This window comes from Sulfurimicrobium lacus (genome assembly GCF_011764585.1).
Taxonomy (GTDB): domain Bacteria; phylum Pseudomonadota; class Gammaproteobacteria; order Burkholderiales; family Sulfuricellaceae; genus Sulfurimicrobium; species Sulfurimicrobium lacus.
The window spans coordinates 387,982-408,054 of the sequence record NZ_AP022853.1; the positions used below are offsets into that span (position 1 = coordinate 387,982).

Genomic DNA, 20,073 nt, shown 5'->3' on the forward strand with positions numbered 1-20,073 from the left:
AAGGGAACCTCTGATTAAGTCAAACGCGGATCGCGTTACATCGAAAACAGGCTTGAACAAGGCGCGCAACGCAGGTCGTAGCTGTGCCTACGACGCCAAGGAGCGCAACGCAGGGCAAGCCTGTTTTCGATGTAACCCGAAGGGACGGGGTATTGCGGGCGCCATGCGGCGTCAAGAGTCGCTGGTGCAGAATGACTGCACGGCGCGGCTCTTTCCTTGCCTGGCATCCCGCAATACCCCGTCGCGACCGCGTTTGACTTAATCAGAGGTTCCCAAAATGCCGGGCTGTTACAATCCCGGGATGCTGATCGACACGCACTGCCATCTCGATGCCGCCGAATTCGCCGCCGACCGCGACCTGGTGGCGGCCCGTGCGCGCGCGGCGGGCGTGGAGGCCATGGTCGTGCCAGCGGTGGAATACGCCAATTTCATGGACGTGCTCGCATGTCGTGCTAACTATCCCGGCTGCCATGCGGCGCTGGGTATTCATCCCATGTATGTGGCGCGGTCGCGCCCGGATGATCTGGCGTTGATGCGCGCTGCCGTCGCGCAACACCAGCCGGTGGCGATCGGCGAAATCGGGCTGGATTTCTTCGTGCCGGATTTCGATGCGGAAGGGCAGGAGTTCTATCTTTCCGAGCAGCTCAAGATCGCGCGGGATTTCGATTTGCCGGTGCTGCTGCATATCCGCCGCGCGCAGGACCGGATTCTCAAGCATTTGCGGCGTATCAAAGTGAAGGGCGGCATCGCGCACGCCTTCAACGGCAGCCGCCAGCAGGCGGACGCGTTCATCGGGCTGGGCTTCAAGCTGGGCTTCGGCGGCGCCATGACTTACCCGCGCGCCACGCGTTTGCGCGAGCTGGCGGCGACGCTGCCGCTGGAAGCGATCGTGCTGGAAACCGATGCGCCGGATATGGCGCCCGTTTTCGCCGCCAGGGAGCGCAACAGCCCGGAGTATCTGCCGCTTATCGCACAAGTCCTGGCCGATTTGCGCGGCATCGGTATCGCGGACGTAGCGCATGCGACCAGCGCGAATGCCCGGGCCGTGCTGGGAGCGCTGGCATGAGCCTGAATAGCCTGCAGCGCATGGCGCTGCTTTCCATTGCGGCCTCCCTCGTCACCATGGCGCTCAAATTCGGTGCCTGGTATCTGACCGATTCGGTGAGTCTATTTTCCGATGCCGCGGAATCGCTGGTCAATCTTGCCGGCGGTCTGGTCGCTTTCGGGGCGCTGACCATCGCGGCGCGCCCGGCAGACAGCGATCACGCCTATGGGCACGACAAAGCGGAGTATTTCTCCAGCGGCGTCGAGGGAACCCTGATCCTGGTGGCGGCGGTGTCCATCATTTATACCGCCGTGGAGCGGTTCTTCCACCCTCAGGCGTTGCACGATCTCGGTCCAGGTCTGGTTATTTCCCTGGTTGCCGCGCTGGTGAATTTCGCCACTGCGCGGGTGATGCTCGTGGTTGCCGTAAGGCAGGACAGCATCACCCTCGAGGCGGATGCAAAACACCTGCTGACCGATGTCTGGACTTCCGCCGGGGTGCTGGGCGGGCTTTCGGTAGTGATGTTCGCGCCGCCGTCGTGGCAGATTCTCGACCCCATCATGGCGGTTGCGGTCGGTTTCAACATCGTCGTGACCGGGGTGAGTCTGATGCGCCGTTCCATGGCCGGTTTGATGGACTCATCTCTGCCGCAGGACGAGGTGGCGCGCATCGAGGCCGAGGTGCGGCGCCTGTTGCCAAGCGGGGCGTCTTTCCACGACCTGCGTACGCGCAAGGCGGGAGCGCGCCGCTTTATCGAATTTCATCTGCTGCTGCCCGGCGATGCCAGCGTCAGCGAATCGCATGCCTTGTGCGACCGCATCGAGGCTGCGATTGCCGAGGCTCTGCCGCGAACATCCATCACTATTCACGTCGAACCCCCGGAGATACATGTCTGATCAAACGCGCGGCCTGCTGCCGCAATTCGAACGCACCCACATCCTGCTTGGCGACGCGGGCATCGAAACCCTGGCGCGCATGCATGTCTTCGTCGCCGGGCTGGGCGGCGTCGGCTCTTATTGCGCCGAGGCGCTGGCGCGCGCCGGTGTGGGACGCATCACGCTGCTCGACCATGACGTGGTGGCGACCAGCAATATCAACCGCCAGCTGCCGGCGCTGCTTTCCACCGTGGGTCAGCCCAAGGGCGAGCTGATGCGGGCGCGCATCATGGACATCAACCCGGCATGCCAGCTCGAAATCCTGCGCATCTTTCTCAACAGCGAGAACGTCAACGATCTGGTGCCCGATTGCGATTACGTGGTCGACGCCATCGATTCCCTGGCCTGCAAGGTGGCGCTGGTGGGCGAGAGCGTGAAGCGCGGTCTGCGCGTCGCTTCCAGCATGGGTGCCGGTAACCGGCTCGATCCGGGGAAGATCAAGATCGCCGACATCGGCAAGACCGAAATGTGCCCGCTGGCCAAGCAGATGCGCAAGCGCCTGGGGCGTCACTACGGTATCTATAAAGGCGTTCTTACAGTTTTCTCGGACGAACAGCCGAGCGCGCCGCTGCCGCCCGAGCCGGTCGAAGGGCCGGGCCGCGCGCGCGCGGTGAACGGCACCATCAGCTATATGCCGCCGCTGTTCGGACTGATGCTGGCGGGGGCGGTGATCCAGGCGTTGCTGAAAGAATGACCGCGCCTGCCGTCACTGCGATTATCCTCGCCGGTGGGCGAGGGCAGCGCATGGGCGAAGTCGACAAGGGTCTGCAAGTGCTGCGCGGCAAGCCCTTGGTCAGCTGGGTGGTGGACAGCATCGCGCCCCAGGTGGACGAGGTGCTGATCAGCGCCAATCGCAACCTGGAGCGCTACCGCGAGTTGGGCTTTGCCGTGCTGCCGGACGCTATGCCCGATTTCCCCGGTCCGCTGGCCGGGTTGCACCGCGCGCTGGAAAACGCGAAACATCCGCTCTGGCTGAGCGTGCCCTGCGATACCCCATTTTTGCCGCCCGACCTGGTGCAGCGGCTGCGCGATGGTTTGTTGTCAGGCGATGCCGAACTGGCCGTTGCCGCATCCGGTGGCCGCTTGCAGCGGGTGATCTGTCTCGGCTACAGCCATTTGCGCGCCGGATTGGGCGATTTCATCGCGCGCGGCGGGCGTCGGGTGGGCGAATGGCAGGACGGATTGCGTGCCATCGCGGTTTCATTCGAGGATGAGTTGATTTTTCGCAACATCAACACGCCCGAAGAATTGTCGGAAGCGGAAAATAAACTGGATTATTAGCGAAATCTAATTTTTCCTCATAAAAGGATGGAATTGTCTGGTAAAAATTCGGTACAATCCGGGTTTTAAATTTTTTCGGTCTCGTTGAACAGGGATGTGGATATGAGTATGAATGAAGTGGATCGCAGCAAGCGGAGGTTTCTGATCGCCGCCACTACTGCAGTCGGCGGGGTAGCGGCGGTAGGTGCCGTTATACCTTTTGTCATGAGCATGCTGCCCAGTGAGCGCGCCAAAGCGGCGGGCGCACCGGTGGAAGTGGATATCAGCAAAATCGAACCGGGCATGATCTTGAACGTCGAGTGGCAAGGCAAGCCGGTGTGGGTTGTCAACCGCACCAAGGAAATGCTCGCTTTGCTCAGCAAGCATGATGACAAGCTGGTCGACGCCAAGTCGGAAGTGCCGCAGCAACCCGACTACTGCAAGAACGCTACTCGTTCCATCAAGCCTGAAATTCTCGTGGCAGTCGGTATCTGCACCCACTTGGGCTGCTCGCCGACCTACCGCCCTGAAATGGCCCCTGCCGATCTGGGTTCCGACTGGGCCGGCGGCTTCTTCTGCCCCTGCCACGGTTCCCGTTTCGACATGGCAGCGCGCGTATATTCCGGAGTTCCCGCGCCGACCAATCTGGTTATTCCGAAACACAAGTATCTCGCCAACGGCCGGTTATTGGTCGGTGATGACAGCAAGGGGGCCTAATTAAATGAACAGTCTGACTAAACTGGTTGGCTGGATTGACGAGCGCTTCCCGCTGACTTCCAACTGGAAGGCGCATCTTTCCGAGTACTACGCACCAAAGAACTTCAATTTCTGGTACTTCTTCGGTTCCCTGGCACTGCTGGTGCTGGTGATGCAGATCGTTACCGGCATTTTCCTCACCATGAACTACAAGCCTGATACCGCCATGGCGTTTGCCTCGGTGGAATACATCATGCGCGACGTGCCATGGGGCTGGCTGATCCGCTACTTGCACTCGACCGGCGCTTCGGCGTTCTTCATCGTGGTGTATCTGCACATGATGCGCGGCCTGATGTACGGTTCCTATCGCAAACCGCGCGAACTGCTCTGGATCTTCGGCATGCTGATCTACCTGGCGCTGATGGCTGAAGCTTTCATGGGCTACCTGCTGCCCTGGGGCCAGATGTCCTTCTGGGGCGCCCAGGTGATTATCAACCTGTTCACCGCCATTCCTTTTGTCGGTCCGGACATTTCGGTATGGATTCGCGGTGACTACGTTATCGGCGACGCCACCTTGAATCGCTTCTTCGCCTTCCACGTGATCGCCGTTCCGCTGGTGCTGCTCGGCCTGGTGGTCGCTCACGTTCTTGCGCTGCACGAAGTCGGCTCTAACAACCCGGATGGCATCGAGATCAAGAAGAACAAGGACCCGGTTACCCACATTCCGCTGGACGGCATCCCCTTCCACCCTTATTACACGGTGAAGGATATTGTCGGCGTAGTGGTGTTCCTGATGGTGTTCTCGGCAATTGTGTTCTTCGCACCGGACATGGGCGGTTATTTCCTGGAATACAACAACTTTGTTCCGGCTGACCCGTTCAAGACCCCGGCACATATTGCACCGGTCTGGTACTTCACTCCGTTCTACGCCATTCTGCGCGCTGTGCCGCCGATGTTCGGTTCGCAGTTCCCCGGCGTGATCGCCATGGGTGTCGCGGTGATGATCCTGTTCTTCCTGCCATGGCTGGACAAGGGCAAGGTCAAATCGATCCGCTATCGCGGCACGGTATACAAGGTTTGGCTCGGCCTGTTCGTCTTTAGCTTCGTCGGTCTAGGTGTGCTTGGCGTGCTGCCATCCACTCCGCTCTATACCATCTTTGCCCAGATTTTGAGCGCGATCTATTTCGCCTTCTTCTTCCTGATGCCGTGGTATACCAAGATCGACAAGACCAAGCCTGAGCCAGCCCGGGTGACGGGTTAATGAGAACGCATAGAATGGGATTCGTTAACATGAACATAATCAAAAAACTGTTGTTGCTGGCTCTGGCAGCACCGGTGGTGGCCCAGGCAAACGTGGGCTTGCACCTCGACAAGGCGCCTTACGATCTGAACGACAAGGCGTCGCTGCAGCGCGGGGCGAAGACTTTCGTCAACTACTGCCTGAGCTGCCACAGCGCGTCGTACATGCGTTACAACCGCTTGCAGGACATCGGTCTGACCAACGACCAGATCAAGGACAACCTGATGTTCGCGGCCGAAAAAGTGGGCGAGCCCATGAACGTGGCCATGAAGAAAGAGGATGCCAAGGTGTGGTTCGGCGCCACTCCGCCCGACCTGACCGTGATCGCCCGTTCCCGCGGTGCGGACTTCCTTTACACCTACCTGCGCGGCTTCTACCGCGACGACACCCGTCCGACCGGCTGGAACAACACCGTATTCGACAAGGTCGGCATGCCGCATGTACTGTACAGCCTGCAAGGCGATCAGGAATTGCACGTGGAAAAACACGGCGAGCATGAAACCAGCAAGCTGGTGCTGGTCAAGCCCGGTACCATGACCGCGCCGGAATATGACGCAATGGTCGCAGACCTGGTCAACTACCTGGTCTACATGGGCGAGCCTGCCCAGCAAATCCGCATGCGCCTTGGTGTGTATGTGCTGCTGTTCCTGGCCTTCTTCGGTGTGGTTGCCTATTACCTCAAGAAAGAGTTCTGGAAAGATATTCACTAAGCCGCTTTCCCACGCGGGAACTCCGTGCGCCGGTACGCTTTCAGAGCGTAACCGGCGCCGTATTTTTTGCTCCGTTAATTTTTGAACCCATATTCAGAGGAAGCATAACTCCATGATGACCCTCTACTCCGGAACCACCTGCCCCTTCAGCCAGCGCTGCCGCATCGTGCTGTTCGAAAAAGGCATGGATTTCCAAATTATCGATGTCGACCTGCAGAACAAGCCGGAAGACCTGGCTGTGATGAACCCCTACAACCAGGTGCCGGTGCTGGTCGAACGCGACCTGATTCTGCACGAATCCAACATCATCAACGAATACATCGATGAGCGTTTCCCGCATCCGCAACTGATGCCGGCCGATCCGGTGATGCGCGCCCGTGCCCGTCTCTTTCTCTACCGTTTCGAGCAGGAACTGTTCGCGCACATCGCAGACATCGTTAAAGGTAATCAGAAAGCCGCGGACAAGGCTCGCACCATTATTCGCGACAATCTCACCCAGCTGGCGCCCATCTTCTCCAAGCAGAAGCACATGCTGGGCGACGAGTTCTCCATGCTGGACGTGGCGATCGCGCCGTTGCTGTGGCGTCTCGATTTCTATGGCATCGAGTTGCCGAAACAGGCCGCTCCCCTGCTCAAGTACGCCGAGCGTATTTTCTCCCGGCCGGCTTATATCGAAGCCATGACGCCGTCGGAGAAGGCGATGCGCAAGTAAACCGCCGTGACGCAGGAAATCTCGACCAAACCCTACTTGATGCGCGCCATTTACGAGTGGTGCGCGGACAGCGGCCTGACGCCCTATCTGACGGTGGCGGTGGATAAGAATTGCCAGGTTCCGATGGAGTTCGTCAAGGATGGCGAAATCGTTCTCAACATCGGTGCCGGTGCGACTCCCAACCTCACTATCGACAACGAATGGGTGAGCTTCAACGCCCGCTTCGGCGGCGTGGCACGCGAAATCTTCGTGCCCGTCGGTGCGGTGCTCGGCATTTACGCCAAGGAAAACGGCCAGGGCCTGTTTTTTGGTCGTGAGGAACCTATTTCCGAAGGAGAGGACTTGCCCGCACCGGTGGCGCCCCAACCAGACGATCCCGGTCCGAAGCGCGGCAAGCCGTCCCTGAAGGTCGTAAAATAACTAAAACATGATTTGTCTAAGCGGGCCAACGCACTTATAATGCAGCCCCATTGCCGGATTAGCTCAGTTGGCAGAGCAGCGCACTTGTAATGCGAAGGTCGTCAGTTCGATTCCGACATCCGGCACCAAACAAAAAGGGTTAAGCAGAAATGCTTAACCCTTTTATTTTACCGCCACACAATCCGTCAATCAGTGGGCGGTCAATTTCGCCAGCGCCTCATCTGCGTTCTGTTCGTAACGGGCGCGTTCTTTCTTCGCCGCTTTTCCCAGCGCCAGATTGATTTCCGGATATTTCAACGCCAGGATGCGTGCAGCCAGCATGGCTGCGTTCTTGCTGCCGTCCACAGCCACGGTGGCGACAGGGACACCGGGCGGCATCTGGACGGTAGAGAGCAGCGCATCGAGGCCGGACACCACCCCTCCCGAGAGCGGCAAGCCGATCACCGGCAGGTGCGTGTGGCCGGCGATGACGCCAGCCAGGTGGGCGGCCATGCCGGCGCAGCCGATCAGCACCTGCACGCCTTCCTTGTGGGCACGGTCGATGTAGGCGGTAACCTTGTCGGGGGTGCGGTGCGCCGAGGCCACCACGATTTCGCTGGCGATGCCGAGTTCGTTCAGTGTGTCGCGCACCTTGACCACGGTGGGCAAATCGTTGGGGCTGCCGGTGAGGATGCCTACCAGTATCTTGGCGGTGGGTTTCCTGGCTGGGGTCTTCTTGGTCGTTGCCACGCGCGTTCTCCTAGTTTCCGGTTAACCTGTTCAAGGCTTCTCGATATTTTTCGCCGGTTTTTGCCGCGACTTCCGGCGGAAGTTCCGGTGCGGGCGGTTTCTTGTTCCAGCCGATGGACTCCAGCCAGTCGCGCACGTATTGCTTGTCGAAGCTGGGCGGGTTGGCGCCGGGCTGGTATTGGTCGGCGGGCCAGAAGCGCGAGGAATCGGGTGTCAGGGCTTCGTCGATGAGGTATAGCTCGCCGCCCTCGTCCAGGCCGAACTCGAACTTGGTGTCGGCGATGATGATGCCCTTGGTGGCGGCGTATTCGGCGGCTTCGAGATAAAGCGCAATACACACGTCGCGCACTTTTCCAGCCAGCGCCGAGCCGAGCAGTTCTTCGGCTTTGGCGTAGCTGATGTTCTCGTCGTGGGCGCCGACTTCGGCCTTGGTAGACGGGGTGAACAGCGGTTGCGGCAGCTTGTCGGCTTCGCGCATTCCTGCGGGCAGCGCAATGCTGCACACGCTCTGGCTTTTCTGGTATTCCTTCCAGCCGGAGCCGACCAGGTAGCCGCGCACAATGGCTTCGATCGGCAGGGGCTTGAGCTTCTTGACCACCAGGGCACGGCCGGCGACCTGATCTTTTTCGTTGTCCGCGACCACGGATTCAGCCGACACGCCGGTGAGCTGGTTGGGTACGATGTGTTTGAGCTTGTCGAACCAGAAATTGGAAACTCCTGTCAGCACCGCGCCTTTGCCGGGGATCGGGGTGGGCAGTACGACGTCGAAGGCGGAAAGGCGGTCGGTCGTGACGATCAGCAGCTTTTCGCTATCCACTTCGTAGATGTCACGCACCTTGCCGCGATTGAGCAGCTTCAGGCTCTTGATATCGGTTTGGAACAGAGCTTCGGTCATGGGAATTCCTAAAAAATCGTAAGCCCGGATTTTACCCCGGATTGAGGGAGCCCGGAACTTGCCCGATCATCTTCTCAGGTAAGCCTGGCGCAAAGTTTCCGGAAAGCGTTCGATGGCATAGCGCAGCATGGTGCGCGGCATGTTCCGGCCATGCAGACCGAGAAAAATTTCCAGCCGTGCCTGGTCGCGCTTGCCCACTTCTCTCAGCATCCAGCCGGTAGCCTTGTGCATCAGGTCTTCCCGGTCATTCAACAGATGTTCGGCGAGCAGCAGAATGTCGTCGAAATCGCCGCTGCGGATGAAATGCAGGGTCGCCACCACGGCGATGCGACGTTCCCACAGGGAGGGCGAGCGAACCAGCTGGTATACCGGGTCGCGCGCCTGATCCGCCAGATAAGCGCCAACCACAGGCGGCGCGGAAAGGTCCACCAGATCCCAGTTGTTGATCCAGGCAGTGTTGGCTAGATAGGCCTGATATACGTTGCGGCGCTCAAGAGCATCGCCGGCAGAAAAATGACGCAGCAGAAAAAGTAGCGCCAGTAAACGCGTCTCGTGAAAGCGGGAGTGGAGCAGGTCGAGCGTGGTATCGAGTCCTACATCCGGGAATTCCTTGGCCACCGCACGGATTGCGGGAACCTTGATGCCGAGGAACACATCTCCCGCGCCATACTGCCCCGGCGCGGTTTTGAAGAATCTCTGCAGGATGCGGGCGGTTTCCGGGCTGGCGAGGCTGTGCAGCCGGGACTGGATTTCGGGCAGGGGCGTGGAAATTTTCAAGCGTTCGTTATTACTTCATGCGCCGCAATCTTGAGAATCACCTTGCGGATTTGACCATTGCTCACCAGTGGAGCGTGCGCATCTTCCGGGAAAAAAATGCAGAAGGCGCCCGGCGGCGTGGCAATCCAGCTCGCCGGCGCATCGCGGAAGAACTGGATGTCCTTCTCGGCACGGTAATCGGCGACCGGCTCGTTGCATTCGCTCACCGCTTTCCATCCCATCTCGTCCGTGCCCTCGAGCACGAACTGGATGTCGATGTATTTGCGGTGACGCTCCAGTTTGGCCTGCTCGCGGCTGCGCCCTGGAGCTGTCTCGACAATCGCGAACAGACGCTCGCCTTCGATGGGATAGCGCCCGGGAGCCAGTGCTTTCAGATCGGTGTTGCGCAGGAACTCGAAGGCGCGCGGAAACAGCGCATGCAGGGCGACGTAGCGATCAGCGTTGGCAAGGGTGTCGAATATCATATGGTTTACTTGGTGAGCGCCATGAACAGTTCCGGCAGGCGTTCCGGCAGGCGCTGAATGTTGTCCACCACGGTGTACTGCTTGCCGAAAATGTCGCTAACATATTCGTCCGCCTTGGGGTCGAGGTTGATGCAATAGGTGTAAATGCTCTTGGAGTCCAGTTCCTTCACGGCTTGCCGCGCATCCTCGATGAGCATGCGCTCGTCCTTGGTGTCCACGTCGGCGGGCTGGCCGTCGGTGAGGATGAGCATGAGTTTCTTCTCGGCCTTCTGGTTTTCCAGGTAGTGGGCGGCGTGGCGCATGGCGGCGCCCATGCGGGTGGAGTATTGCGCGGACATCGCCGCCAGGCGGCCTTTAACTTCGTCATCCCATTTCTCGCTGTAGCCCTTGACGTGCAGATAGCGCACGTCGTGCCGGGTGTTGGAGTGGAAGCCGCCGATGGCGAAGGGGTCGCCCAGTTTGTCGATCGACCAGGCCAGCAGCGAGACTGCTTCCTGACTGAGTTCGAGAATGGTTTGCTCGGTTCCAGCGACTTTTTCGTTGAGGGATTCCGACAGGTCAAGCAGCAGCATCACGGCGATGTCGCGCCCGCTGGTCTTGTGGCTCATGTTGATGCGCGGGTCAGGACTGGCGCCGCTCTTGAAGTCAATCAGGGAGCGCAAGGCGATATCCAGGTCCAGTTCGCTGCCTTCTTCCTGATAGCGGATGCGCACTTTTTCCTGTGGCTTGAGCAGGTCCAGCATGCGTTTCAGGCGCTTGGCGAGGGCAGCGTTTTTCGCCAGCAGCTTGTCGATGTCGGCCGCGTTGCCTTTGGGATGTAATGCCTCGTATACGCTTACCCAGTCCGGGCGGAAGGTCTGGCTGAGATAGTCCCACTCGGGGTAGTGGCGCGGCGGCAGACCCTTGATCTCTTCGCCTTCATCGACCTTGCGTTGCTGGTCGAACGCCTCTTCTTCGTCGCCTTCCTCGATAAATTTCCACATCTGCCTGTTGTCGTCGCGGTAGCTGACCTCGGTGTCCTTGAAGTGAATCTTGGGCAACTGGTCGCTCTGGCGGCGCGCCTTGGCACCGAAAGATACAGCCAGATCGGCTATTTCCTGGGTGCTGGAATTTCCCCCTTGCATCAGGTCATGAAAGCGCTGGGCGAAGTCGATAATCAGCGGATCCTGGTAAGGGTGCTTCGGGTCGAGGATGGCTCGTGACAGCATGGCCAGACGATGGCGGATGGCGGATTCCTTCTCCGGATCGCAAGCATTTTCCGCCGGAACGGGGTGCAAGCCCATGAAGATACGGCGCAGGCCGGGGTATTCCTGCATGGCGAGATGCTCCACGCGGGAGTCTTCGAGAAATTCGACTGACATGCGCTGGAAGGGGCTGAAGTTGTCGGCAAATATGGCGGTCGTCCAACGCTTGTGGCCCATGATATGGGCAAGGGTAGCGCGGTAGCGGTCTATACCGGAAATGCCGTTCAGGTCGTCATGCACATCCGGCAGGCGGATACCCAGCTTGTCATAGTAGGGGATGGGTTTGCGCAGCTCGTCGAAGCCCAGGGAATAGGGAATCAGGTAATCGTGGTGTTCCCACAGTCCGCGCAGATAGAGGCCCAGCTTGCGTTCATGATCCACCAGCAGGGTGCCGTGGCGTTCGCGCTGCATGACGGCCTTGCTGTCCGCCGATTGCTGGCTGAAGTAGTCGATCTGCCGTTCGGGGTGGTCGCCATAATTGCGGATGCCGTACTCGACCCAGTTTTTCAGCCCCTGCAGGGAAATCTGGCTAAGCAGGTAGGGCGTCTGGGCAAATAGCTCGGGCAGGCCGGGGCTGGCGAAGGTGGTGTGAATACCGTGAATTGACCCGGTGGTGCGGCTCATGAAATCCAGCGCCAGTTCCATGTAATCCTGCATCTGCTCCTGGGAGTGGAGTCTTCGGGACGCGGCTGCCAGCGTCTGCAGGAAGGGCACGATCGCCTTGCCGTTGGGCGACTTGTGCATTTTGTGGATGAATTCCATGATCGCCGGCAGGGCGGACTCGCCGAGATTTTTGGCGACTGAGGGCCATTCCTCGAGGAAAACAAGCGTCGGCTCGACACCGCGCCCCATCCTGCACAGAAAGCCAGCCCCCTCCAGGTAGGCGGTGATGCCGTCCTTCGACAACATGGAGAGTGCTTCCGCCATGCAATCGTCGAAGACATCCTTGACCTGAGGAAAGCCGCAGTTGAGCTGTTCGCGGTAGCCCTTCATCAAGGGATGTTCGTACTCTGTGTTCGCCTCAACCACGGTTATATCCTTTTAAGCAAAGGTCGCATCGATGGCGTGATCCAGCGTGTCGCGGATGTCCGCATCGTCGGTGATTGGGCGCACCAGCGCCATGCGGCAGGCGTCGCGGGGCTCCACGCCGCCCTTGATGAGGGTGGCTGCGTAGACCAGCAGGCGGGTCGAAATGCCTTCGTCCAGACCGTGGCCCTTGAGGTTGCGTGCGGTGGTGCCGATTTTGACCAGTTTGCTCGCCAGTTCCTCGCTCATGCCGGTTTCCTTGGCCACGATGGCGGCTTCCAGCTTGGCTTCCGGATAATCGAACTCGAAAGCGGTAAAACGCTGCTTGGTGGATTGCTTGAGGTCCTTCATCAGGCTCTGGTAGCCCGGATTGTAGGAAATGACCAGCTGAAAGTCGGGGTGCGCTTCGAGCAGTTCGCCCTTTTTGTCCAGCGGCAGGGTGCGGCGGTGGTCGGTCAGGGGGTGGATCACCACCGTGGTGTCCTGGCGCGCTTCGACGATTTCGTCCAGGTAGCAGATGGCGCCGATGCGTGCTGCCGTGGTCAGCGGGCCGTCCAGCCAGCGCGTGCCGTTGGCGTCGAGCAGGTAGCGACCGACCAGGTCGGATGCCGTCATGTCCTCGTTGCAGGCTACGGTAATCAGTGGTTTGCCCAGTTTCCAGGCCATGTGTTCGACGAAGCGGGATTTTCCGCAACCGGTCGGACCTTTGATCATGACGGGCAGACGCGCAGCGTAGGCTGCTTCGTAAAGCGCCGTCTCGTTGCTTTGGGGCTGGTAGAAAGGTTCCTTGTGAACCTTGTATTGATCTTTGTAGTTGCGGCCGCTTTGCTTTACGTTCGCTTCGCTCACGTTAGCCTTCACTGAAACTTCGTTTTCGGTCATGATTTTCTCCGTAATCCGCGTGAGAAAAGGGGTTTCTTCACCCGGAAAAAAACGCCCCCAGCAAAGTGGGGGCGCGTTTCGCTACATAGCTTTGAATCTTGAGCTTACTTGTGTACGCCCAGTTTTTCGCGCCAGCCCGGGAAGATCTTGTCGGCGTCTTTGGGGAAAGACTCGAAAGCGCGCGCGAACTCTTTGTGCTCTTTCGCGAATTCGATCGGGTCGGCACCAGACTTCCAGCACTCGTAGGACTGACGCAGGGAGATTGCGCCGGCTGCCGGGCTGTCGATGTGGCCGTAGGAGCCGCCACCGGAGGTGTTGATCACGTTGCCGTGGCCCAGGTTTTCGAAGAAGCCTGGCAGGCGCAGCGCGTTCATGCCGCCGGAGATGATCGGGGTGGTGGGCTTCATGCCGTGCCATTCCTGATGGTAGTAAGGGCCATCAGCGGAATCACGCTCGATCATGTAAGCGATGGCGCGGTCGTCCTTGCCGCCTTCCATCTTGCCGTAGCCCATGGTGCCGACGTGGATGCCGGAAGCGCCTTGCAGACGAGACATCTTGGCCAGCACGAAGGCAGTGTAACCACGCACGGAGGATGGCGAAGTCACAGCGCCGTGACCGGCACGGTGGTAGTGCAGGTATTGGCCAGGGTACTGACGACGGGCAGTAGTGATCATGCCGGGGCCGCCGACATAGCCGTCAACCAGGAATGCAACCTTGTTGGCATCCGGGCCAAAGGTTTCCAGCGCGAAATCAGCGCGGGCGAGCATTTCATAATGGTCGTCAGCGGTGATGTTCATGGAGAACAGCTTGGCCTGGCCGGTTTCGTCCATGGCGCGCTTCATGGCGTCATACACCAGCGGGATCACTTTTTTGACCGGGCAGAACACCTGGTTGCCCTGTGGTTCATCGTTCTTGATGAAATCGCCACCCAGCCAGAACTGGTAAGCAGCCTTGGCGAACGGCTCGGGGCGCAGACCCAGCTTGGGCTTGATGATGGTGCCGGAGATGTAGCCACCATTGACGCGTGGGCGACCCAGGATGTCCCACATGTCGGTGATGTCCTTGGCCGGGCCATCGAACTGGCGCAGCATGGACCAGGGAACATAGAAGTCCTGCATTTGCAGTTGTTTCACGTCGCCCATGCCCTGGTTGTTACCAATCGCCAGCGTCAGGAACGAAACCAGCATGGCGCGGCCGTCGGTGACGTTGCGGTCGAAGAGGTCATTCGGGTAAGCGACTTTCATCACGCCCTTGGCTTCGTCGATCTCATATACCAGTGCGTCCACGCCCTTGGTGAAATCGTCGGTGGTGCTGACTTCAACGTTGGTTCCGGTGGAGGATTCGGCGGCAATGTGAGCGGCCACTTCCAGGTAGCCATAGCCAGTGGCAGGCTGCATATGGTAAGCAACGAGGATGTGCTTGTCGCCCTTGATCAGGTCTTCTTCTTTCAGACTAAGGTCGGCGTAACGTGCTGATTGATCCATTACTTTCTCCTGTGGTTATAAATGTATTCCCGTGGGAATGATTCTGATGCGATGACGAGCACTATACGTATCAATTTGTATAAGAAACATTAAATTGTTATGATTGTTACCATAAGTATTAGCTTATGGCTGAATGGAGTTGAGTGCCCATGTTACACCTCACGTTGCGCCAGTTGAAAGTGTTTGAGGCGGTGGCTCGCCAGCGCAGTTTTTCGCGCGCGGCCGAGTCGCTCCATTTAAGCCAACCGGCTGTATCTATGCAGGTAAAGCAATTGGAGGAAAGCGTCGGTTTGCCCTTGTTCGAGCAGATGGGGAAAAAGATTTTTCTCACCGAGGCGGGGCAGGAAATGTTCCATTACAGCCGCTCCATTGCCGAGCAGCTGGACGAGATGGAGGGCGTGCTGTCGCGCATGAAAGGGCTGGAACTCGGGCGGCTGAAAATTACCGTGGTGAGTACCGCGAATTACTTCGCCCCGCAGCTGCTGGCGAACTTCTGCCAGCGCCATCCTGCCGTCACGATCAATCTTGACGTCACCAACCGCGAAGTGCTGCTGCAGCAATTGGCCAACAATGAAACCGACCTCGCGATCATGGGCCAGCCGCCGGAGGGTCAGGACCTGACCGCCGAGTCGTTCATGCTGAACCCGCTGGTGGTGATCGCCTCACCGAACCACGCGCTGGCCGGCAAAAAAAACATACCGGTACAGCAGCTGTCAGGGGAGACCTTCCTCGTGCGCGAAGCGGGCTCGGGCACGCGCAGCGCCATGGAGCGTTTCTTCCAGGAGCACGGCATCGCGTTCAATACCGGCATGGTGATGAGCACCAACGAGGCCATCAAGCAGGCGGTGCAGGCGGGCATGGGGCTGGGCATCGTGTCGCTGCACACCGTGGCGCTGGAACTGGAAACGCGCCGTCTGGCCATCCTGGACGTGGAGTCATTCCCCATTGTGCGGCACTGGTTCGTGGTGCATCGTCAGAACAAGCGGCTATCCCCGGTGGCGGCGGGTTTCAAGGAGTTCCTGCAGCATGAGGCGGCACAACTGATGGAGAAGGCTCAGGCTTCTCCGCCGTCTTCCATGCCCAGCTCCTGAATTTTCCGCGTCAGAGTATTGCGCCCGAGGCCGAGCAATAGTGCTGCTTCGATTCTTCTTCCCGCGGTGTGCTTGAGCGCCTGGGAGATCAGGGCGCGCTCGAACTGGTGGGTGAGGTTTTCCATGATGCCTTTCTCGCCGCGATTGAAGGCGTCGTTGGCCACCAGTTCCAGTGCTGTAATCCAGTCCGTGGCAGCGGGGGCGTGGCTTTCTTCGCGCAATTCCGGAGGCAGGTCCGCGACTTCAACGTTCTGGCCGGGCGCCATGACGGTGATCCAGTGGCAGACGTTTTCCAGCTGGCGCACGTTGCCGCTCCAGGGCAGGCTGGCGAGATACTTGAGGGTGGCGTCGGAAAGCTTTTTCGCCTCCACACCCAGTTCCTGCGCGCTTTTCTGCAAAAACGATTTCGCCAGCAGCGGGATGTCCTCGCGTCTTTCGCGCAACGGCGGCAGACGCAAGCGAATGACGTTGAGACGGTGGAACAGGTCTTCGCGGAACAATCCCTGCTTGACGCGTTGTTCCATGTCCTGGTGGGTGGCGGCGATGACGCGCACGTTGACCTTGATCGGCGAATGGCCACCGACGCGATAGAACTGGCCGTCGGAGAGGACGCGCAACAGGCGTGTTTGCAGCTCGGGCGGCATGTCGCCGATTTCGTCGAGGAACAGGGTGCCGCCGTCGGCTTGCTCGAAGCGTCCGCGCCGCATGGCCTGGGCGCCGGTGAAGGCGCCGCGCTCGTGGCCAAAAAGTTCCGACTCCAGCAGGTCGCGCGGAATGGCTGCGGTGTTGATGGCGATAAAGGGCTTGTCGGCGCGCGGGCTGTGGCGGTGCAGCGCGCATGCCACCAATTCCTTGCCGGTGCCGGACTCCCCGTTGATCAATACCGTGACATGTGACTGGGAAAGACGGCCGATGGCGCGAAACACTTCCTGCATCGCCGGCGCCTGTCCGAGAATTTCAGGTGCTCCTTCGAGTGCTTCCTGCGTTCCGCTCTGGCTCATGCTTTCATCGACGGCACGGCGGATCAGTTCGACGGCGTGTTCAATGTCGAAGGGCTTGGGAAGGTATTCGAAAGCGCCGCCCTGGAATGCCGCAACGGCACTTTCCAGGTCGGAATGGGCGGTCATGATGATCACCGGCAGAGTGGGAAAGCGCTGCTTCAGTTGCTGCAATAGTTCCAGTCCGGATTCGCCGGGCATGCGGATGTCGCTCACCACGACCTGGGGAGTGGATGTTTCCATGGCCGCCAAGGCTTCCTGCGCGGAAGCGAAAGTCTTGAAATCCAGCCCGGCGCGCGTCAGCGTTTTTTCAAACACCCAGCGGATAGAACGGTCGTCGTCGATAATCCAGATCGGTTTCATGTAGGCTACTTAAATAGATTTAGTGGGAAGGCTCGGTTACCGGCAGCAGTATTGTAAAGCACGTGCGGCCCTGCTGACTGTCGCATTCGACCGAGCCGTGGTGCTGGGCGACAAAAGTTTGCGCCAGGGTCAGGCCCAACCCGCTGCCGCCTTCGCGGCCCGAAACGAGGGGGTAGAAAATCTTCTCGCGAATGTTCTCGGGGATGCCGGGGCCATTATCGATAATTTGTATCATCAGTGCGAGCCTGTAACGCTTTTTTGCCAGCGTGACTTGCCTGGCAATGCGCGTGCGCAGGGTGATTTCCCCCTGGCCGTGCATCGCCTGGGCCGCGTTGCGGGCGATGTTCAGCATCACCTGGATGAGTTGTTCCTGGTCGGCGGAGATATCCGGCAGGCTGGTGTCGTAATCGCGGCGGATGACGATGCCTTGCGGGTGCTCCGCCAGCAAAAGGCTGCGCACGCGCTCCAGTACTTCGTGAATGTTGATGAGCCGGTATTGCGGCAGGCGGTGCGGGGTGAGCATGCGGTCCATCAGGGACTGCAGGCGATCCGCTTCTTTGATGATCACCTGGGTGTATTCCCTGAGTTCCGGCTTGGGTAGCTCAAGCTCCAGCAGTTGTGCGGCTCCCCGTAATCCGCCGAGCGGGTTCTTGATTTCATGGGCAAGATTGCGCAGCAACTCGCGGTTAGCCTGCTGTTGCAGCAGCATGCGTTCTTCCCGTGCGATTTTGAGTTGCTTGTCGATCTGGTGGAATTCCAGAATAAGCCGGACTGGCCCGATTTCCACTGGCGTAATAGTGCAACTGACGGAAAGCAGGGTATTGCTCGCGTTGGGGAAAATGAGCTCGTGCTCGGTTACGCTGGTGTTGCTGGAGAGAGCCTGTTCGGCGGCTGAGGTCAGCGTGGTCGCTGGCCCGAAAGTTTGCGGCAGACCCAGGCCGTTGATGTGGCTCAGGCTGATTTCGAACAAGTTCTCCGCGGCAGGATTTGCGTAGGCGATGCGGAAATGCGCGTCAAGGAGGATGGCCGCCGTGGAGAGGTGCTCCAGGCCGAGGAAGGACAGCGGCGTCACTTGATATTGGCAAGTTCTTTTTTCAGGGCGGCAACATTCTTTTCATGCAGTGAGATCGCCGTTGCATCCTTCTGCGCTGAGGCTTCCATCAGCAGTTTTTCTTCTGCAGCGAGTTCGTCTTCCAAAATTTTGCGTCTCGTGTCGTCACGCTTTTTCTGCGTGTCGCCGTCCACTTTGGGGAAGCCGGAAGGGGATGGCGTGCTCGCTTTGGAGCGTGTTGCCGGCACCGTGTTGAGTGGCTCCAGGTTTAACTTGGTAGCGCCCTTCATCGGCACGTTGGAATAGGTAACGCGGCCTTGCGCATCCACCTGCTTGTAGATTTCGGCATGAGCGGCATTGAAGGCGAAAACTGCAAGCCCTGCAATCATGCACTGGCTGATGCAAATATTATGTTTAATAAACAGCATATTAAGGCCAACCAAAAAGAGTGAAAATCAGTTTAGGTGATGCGTACCGATTTTGCAATGCGTTTAACATATGAAGCCGAGCTAGGCTTGCTCGATAATCTCGAAGTCATGGGTTATTTCGGCGCTCTTGCCCAGCATGATGGACGCCGAGCAGTATTTTTCGGCCGAGAGCTTCACCGCACGTTCCACCTGTTCAGGCTTCAGAGCTTTACCGGTCACGATAAAATGAATGTGAATTTTGGTGAAAATCTTGGGATCTTCGCTTGCCCGTTCGGCTTCGATTTCAGCCACGCAGTCGGAAATCTGCTGACGACTCTTCTTCAGTATGTGCACCACGTCGAAAGAAGTGCAGCCACCGGTACCGAGCAGCAGCATTTCCATGGGGCGCGGTCCGATGTTGCGTCCACCCATTTCGGGAGGCCCATCCATCACCACCGCGTGGCTGCTTTCGGTTTCGCCGATGAAGCTGGCTTCCCCGGCCCATTTGATACGTGCCTTCATTGACAGTTCCTCTTGGTTGATGCGCCATGAGCGGCGCGAGATATGGCAATATTACCAGATTGGGTGCTGCCTAAAACCGACGAGTTATAGCCCTGTCCTGTTTTTATTTGACAGGGAGGCAGAAGCTGGAATAAAATGCGCCCCTTTCTCCATTTGAGTAACTGGATTCCTGCATGAAAACTTTTTCTGCGAAATCGCACGAAGTCAAGCGTGATTGGTTCGTGGTGGACGCCACCGATAAAGTTTTGGGGCGGTTGGCCAGCGAAATCGCATCGCGTCTTCGCGGCAAGCACAAGCCTGAATACACTCCGCACGTGGACACCGGCGATTATATCGTTGTCGTCAACGTTGAAAAACTGCGCGTGACCGGCAACAAGGCCGAAGACAAGCTGTATCATCGTCACAGCGGTTACCCCGGCGGTCTTTACACCACCAACTTCACCAAGCTGCAACAGCGCTTTCCCGGCCGTGTGCTGGAAAAAGCAGTCAAGGGCATGCTGCCGAAAGGCCCTCTGGGCTACGCCATGCTGAAAAAACTCAAGTGCTACAGCGGGCCGGAGCATCAGCACGTCGCGCAACAGCCTAAGGCATTGGAAATCTAAGGAAACGCCATGATCGGTAATTACAACTATGGTACCGGCCGCCGCAAGAGCTCTGTAGCACGTGTGTTCTTGAAGTCTGGTTCCGGCAATATCGTCGTCAACGGCAAGCCTGTGGACGTGTTTTTTTCCCGTGAAACGGGCCGCATGGTCGTGCGTCAACCGCTGGAACTGACCAACAACCTCACCACTTTTGACATCATGGTCAACGTGGCTGGTGGCGGTGAGTCTGGTCAGGCTGGTGCAGTGCGTCACGGTATTACGCGTGCCCTGATCGACTACGATGCAAGCCTGAAAAGCGAACTTTCCAAAGCCGGTCTGGTTACTCGCGATGCTCGCGAAGTGGAACGGAAGAAAGTTGGTTTGCGCAAAGCACGTCGCGCAAAGCAGTTCTCCAAGCGTTAATCTGCGCTGGTGCCGAAAAAGCCGCCCATGGGCGGCTTTTTTATTGCCTGTTTGGTTG

Annotated in this window: 23 protein-coding genes and 1 tRNA gene; 13 read left to right on the plus strand and 11 right to left on the minus strand. The window is 58.8% G+C overall.

Annotation, left to right across the window (positions count from 1 at the left end):
• The first annotated feature begins 301 nt into the window (after window positions 1-301).
• The 10 genes from SKTS_RS01870 (at window position 302) to SKTS_RS01915 (ending at window position 7,206) form a co-directional block, all read left to right on the plus strand.
• On the plus strand, window positions 302-1,066 hold the full coding sequence (locus tag SKTS_RS01870) for a TatD family hydrolase (RefSeq protein WP_173068835.1): 765 nt from the start codon (window positions 302-304) through the stop codon (window positions 1,064-1,066).
• Window positions 1,063-1,941 (plus strand): cation diffusion facilitator family transporter, encoded by an 879-nt coding sequence (locus tag SKTS_RS01875; RefSeq protein ID WP_244617418.1) that lies wholly within the window; start codon window positions 1,063-1,065, stop codon window positions 1,939-1,941. Before SKTS_RS01870 ends, SKTS_RS01875 begins: the two co-directional genes overlap by 4 nt.
• Window positions 1,934-2,674 (plus strand): tRNA threonylcarbamoyladenosine dehydratase, encoded by a 741-nt coding sequence (locus SKTS_RS01880; RefSeq protein WP_173059514.1) that lies wholly within the window; start codon window positions 1,934-1,936, stop codon window positions 2,672-2,674. The genes SKTS_RS01875 and SKTS_RS01880 overlap by 8 nt, the downstream gene beginning before the upstream one ends.
• Window positions 2,671-3,261, plus strand: a complete 591-nt coding sequence (mobA, locus tag SKTS_RS01885) for a molybdenum cofactor guanylyltransferase MobA (protein WP_173059518.1) — start codon at window positions 2,671-2,673, stop codon at window positions 3,259-3,261. The genes SKTS_RS01880 and mobA overlap by 4 nt, the downstream gene beginning before the upstream one ends.
• A 102-nt stretch (window positions 3,262-3,363) precedes the next feature.
• On the plus strand, window positions 3,364-3,957 hold the full coding sequence (petA, locus tag SKTS_RS01890; protein WP_173059522.1) for a ubiquinol-cytochrome c reductase iron-sulfur subunit: 594 nt from the start codon (window positions 3,364-3,366) through the stop codon (window positions 3,955-3,957).
• A gap of 4 nt (window positions 3,958-3,961) precedes the next feature.
• Entirely contained in the window at window positions 3,962-5,197 is a 1,236-nt protein-coding gene (locus SKTS_RS01895) for a cytochrome b (RefSeq protein ID WP_173059525.1), read from the plus strand.
• A gap of 29 nt (window positions 5,198-5,226) precedes the next feature.
• Window positions 5,227-5,946 carry a cytochrome c1 gene (locus SKTS_RS01900; RefSeq protein ID WP_173059528.1) on the plus strand — a complete coding sequence of 240 codons (720 nt, stop codon included), beginning with the start codon at window positions 5,227-5,229 and terminating at the stop codon, window positions 5,944-5,946.
• A 112-nt stretch (window positions 5,947-6,058) separates the two neighbouring features.
• The gene (locus SKTS_RS01905) at window positions 6,059-6,658 is read left to right on the plus strand and encodes a glutathione S-transferase N-terminal domain-containing protein (RefSeq protein ID WP_173059531.1); all 600 of its coding nucleotides are present in this window, start codon (window positions 6,059-6,061) and stop codon (window positions 6,656-6,658) included.
• Window positions 6,659-6,664: 6 nt separating this feature from the next.
• Window positions 6,665-7,078, plus strand: a complete 414-nt coding sequence (locus SKTS_RS01910; RefSeq protein WP_244617419.1) for a ClpXP protease specificity-enhancing factor — start codon at window positions 6,665-6,667, stop codon at window positions 7,076-7,078.
• Window positions 7,079-7,130: 52 nt separating this feature from the next.
• A tRNA-Thr gene (locus SKTS_RS01915) sits at window positions 7,131-7,206 on the plus strand.
• Window positions 7,207-7,267: 61 nt separating this feature from the next.
• Here the strand turns inward: SKTS_RS01915 and purE are convergent.
• The 7 genes from purE to SKTS_RS01950 all read right to left on the minus strand — a co-directional run bounded on the left by purE (window position 7,268) and on the right by SKTS_RS01950 (window position 14,579).
• Window positions 7,268-7,807 (minus strand): 5-(carboxyamino)imidazole ribonucleotide mutase, encoded by a 540-nt coding sequence (purE, locus tag SKTS_RS01920; RefSeq protein WP_173059534.1) that lies wholly within the window; start codon window positions 7,805-7,807, stop codon window positions 7,268-7,270.
• A gap of 10 nt (window positions 7,808-7,817) precedes the next feature.
• A complete protein-coding gene (locus SKTS_RS01925) occupies window positions 7,818-8,702 on the minus strand; it encodes a phosphoribosylaminoimidazolesuccinocarboxamide synthase (protein ID WP_173059537.1) in 885 nt (294 codons plus the stop codon).
• 66 nt (window positions 8,703-8,768) lie between these two features.
• Window positions 8,769-9,479 carry a DNA alkylation repair protein gene (locus tag SKTS_RS01930; RefSeq protein ID WP_244617420.1) on the minus strand — a complete coding sequence of 237 codons (711 nt, stop codon included), beginning with the start codon at window positions 9,477-9,479 and terminating at the stop codon, window positions 8,769-8,771.
• Window positions 9,476-9,943 (minus strand): NanQ anomerase/TabA/YiaL family protein, encoded by a 468-nt coding sequence (locus tag SKTS_RS01935; protein WP_173059540.1) that lies wholly within the window; start codon window positions 9,941-9,943, stop codon window positions 9,476-9,478. Before SKTS_RS01935 ends, SKTS_RS01930 begins: the two co-directional genes overlap by 4 nt.
• Window positions 9,944-9,948: 5 nt before the next feature.
• The gene (locus SKTS_RS01940) at window positions 9,949-12,216 is read right to left on the minus strand and encodes a nitric oxide reductase activation protein NorD (protein ID WP_342343001.1); all 2,268 of its coding nucleotides are present in this window, start codon (window positions 12,214-12,216) and stop codon (window positions 9,949-9,951) included.
• Between the two features lie 12 nt (window positions 12,217-12,228).
• Window positions 12,229-13,095, minus strand: a complete 867-nt coding sequence (locus SKTS_RS01945; protein WP_244617421.1) for a CbbQ/NirQ/NorQ/GpvN family protein — start codon at window positions 13,093-13,095, stop codon at window positions 12,229-12,231.
• 104 nt (window positions 13,096-13,199) lie between these two features.
• Window positions 13,200-14,579 (minus strand): ribulose-bisphosphate carboxylase, encoded by a 1,380-nt coding sequence (locus tag SKTS_RS01950; RefSeq protein ID WP_173059543.1) that lies wholly within the window; start codon window positions 14,577-14,579, stop codon window positions 13,200-13,202.
• Between the two features lie 149 nt (window positions 14,580-14,728).
• Between SKTS_RS01950 and SKTS_RS01955 the strand changes: the two genes are divergently transcribed.
• A complete protein-coding gene (locus tag SKTS_RS01955) occupies window positions 14,729-15,670 on the plus strand; it encodes a LysR family transcriptional regulator (RefSeq protein WP_173059546.1) in 942 nt (313 codons plus the stop codon).
• Here the strand turns inward: SKTS_RS01955 and ntrC are convergent.
• The 4 genes from ntrC to SKTS_RS01975 form a co-directional block, all read right to left on the minus strand.
• A complete protein-coding gene (gene ntrC / locus SKTS_RS01960; RefSeq protein ID WP_173059549.1) occupies window positions 15,634-17,031 on the minus strand; it encodes a nitrogen regulation protein NR(I) in 1,398 nt (465 codons plus the stop codon). The two genes, SKTS_RS01955 and ntrC, sit on opposite strands and share 37 nt — an antisense overlap.
• Before the next feature lie 19 nt (window positions 17,032-17,050).
• Window positions 17,051-18,103, minus strand: coding sequence for a nitrogen regulation protein NR(II) (gene glnL, locus SKTS_RS01965; protein WP_173059552.1), 1,053 nt, complete (start codon window positions 18,101-18,103; stop codon window positions 17,051-17,053).
• Window positions 18,100-18,510 (minus strand): DUF4124 domain-containing protein, encoded by a 411-nt coding sequence (locus SKTS_RS01970; protein ID WP_244617422.1) that lies wholly within the window; start codon window positions 18,508-18,510, stop codon window positions 18,100-18,102. The genes glnL and SKTS_RS01970 overlap by 4 nt, the downstream gene beginning before the upstream one ends.
• Window positions 18,511-18,591: 81 nt before the next feature.
• A complete protein-coding gene (locus SKTS_RS01975) occupies window positions 18,592-19,011 on the minus strand; it encodes an OsmC family protein (RefSeq protein WP_173059555.1) in 420 nt (139 codons plus the stop codon).
• A gap of 173 nt (window positions 19,012-19,184) precedes the next feature.
• Here SKTS_RS01975 and rplM point away from each other — a divergent pair, with 173 nt between their 5' ends.
• Both rplM and rpsI read left to right on the plus strand, forming a co-directional pair.
• Window positions 19,185-19,613, plus strand: a complete 429-nt coding sequence (rplM, locus tag SKTS_RS01980; RefSeq protein ID WP_173059558.1) for a 50S ribosomal protein L13 — start codon at window positions 19,185-19,187, stop codon at window positions 19,611-19,613.
• Window positions 19,614-19,622: 9 nt separating this feature from the next.
• A complete protein-coding gene (gene rpsI / locus SKTS_RS01985; protein WP_173059561.1) occupies window positions 19,623-20,015 on the plus strand; it encodes a 30S ribosomal protein S9 in 393 nt (130 codons plus the stop codon).
• Window positions 20,016-20,073: the final 58 nt, after the last annotated feature.

Coding starts and splice junctions, on each gene's coding strand:
- SKTS_RS01950 (WP_173059543.1), bottom strand. CDS start 14,579: ATGGATCAATCAGCACGTTACGCCGACCTTAGTCTGAAAGAAGAAGAC.
- ntrC (WP_173059549.1), bottom strand. CDS start 17,031: ATGAAACCGATCTGGATTATCGACGACGACCGTTCTATCCGCTGGGTG.
- SKTS_RS01935 (WP_173059540.1), bottom strand. CDS start 9,943: ATGATATTCGACACCCTTGCCAACGCTGATCGCTACGTCGCCCTGCAT.
- mobA (WP_173059518.1), top strand. CDS start 2,671: ATGACCGCGCCTGCCGTCACTGCGATTATCCTCGCCGGTGGGCGAGGG.
- SKTS_RS01900 (WP_173059528.1), top strand. CDS start 5,227: ATGAACATAATCAAAAAACTGTTGTTGCTGGCTCTGGCAGCACCGGTG.
- SKTS_RS01970 (WP_244617422.1), bottom strand. CDS start 18,510: ATGCTGTTTATTAAACATAATATTTGCATCAGCCAGTGCATGATTGCA.
- SKTS_RS01880 (WP_173059514.1), top strand. CDS start 1,934: ATGTCTGATCAAACGCGCGGCCTGCTGCCGCAATTCGAACGCACCCAC.
- rpsI (WP_173059561.1), top strand. CDS start 19,623: ATGATCGGTAATTACAACTATGGTACCGGCCGCCGCAAGAGCTCTGTA.
- SKTS_RS01925 (WP_173059537.1), bottom strand. CDS start 8,702: ATGACCGAAGCTCTGTTCCAAACCGATATCAAGAGCCTGAAGCTGCTC.
- SKTS_RS01905 (WP_173059531.1), top strand. CDS start 6,059: ATGATGACCCTCTACTCCGGAACCACCTGCCCCTTCAGCCAGCGCTGC.
- rplM (WP_173059558.1), top strand. CDS start 19,185: ATGAAAACTTTTTCTGCGAAATCGCACGAAGTCAAGCGTGATTGGTTC.
- SKTS_RS01955 (WP_173059546.1), top strand. CDS start 14,729: ATGTTACACCTCACGTTGCGCCAGTTGAAAGTGTTTGAGGCGGTGGCT.
- SKTS_RS01945 (WP_244617421.1), bottom strand. CDS start 13,095: ATGACCGAAAACGAAGTTTCAGTGAAGGCTAACGTGAGCGAAGCGAAC.
- SKTS_RS01870 (WP_173068835.1), top strand. CDS start 302: ATGCTGATCGACACGCACTGCCATCTCGATGCCGCCGAATTCGCCGCC.
- SKTS_RS01975 (WP_173059555.1), bottom strand. CDS start 19,011: ATGAAGGCACGTATCAAATGGGCCGGGGAAGCCAGCTTCATCGGCGAA.
- SKTS_RS01875 (WP_244617418.1), top strand. CDS start 1,063: ATGAGCCTGAATAGCCTGCAGCGCATGGCGCTGCTTTCCATTGCGGCC.
- petA (WP_173059522.1), top strand. CDS start 3,364: ATGAGTATGAATGAAGTGGATCGCAGCAAGCGGAGGTTTCTGATCGCC.
- SKTS_RS01895 (WP_173059525.1), top strand. CDS start 3,962: ATGAACAGTCTGACTAAACTGGTTGGCTGGATTGACGAGCGCTTCCCG.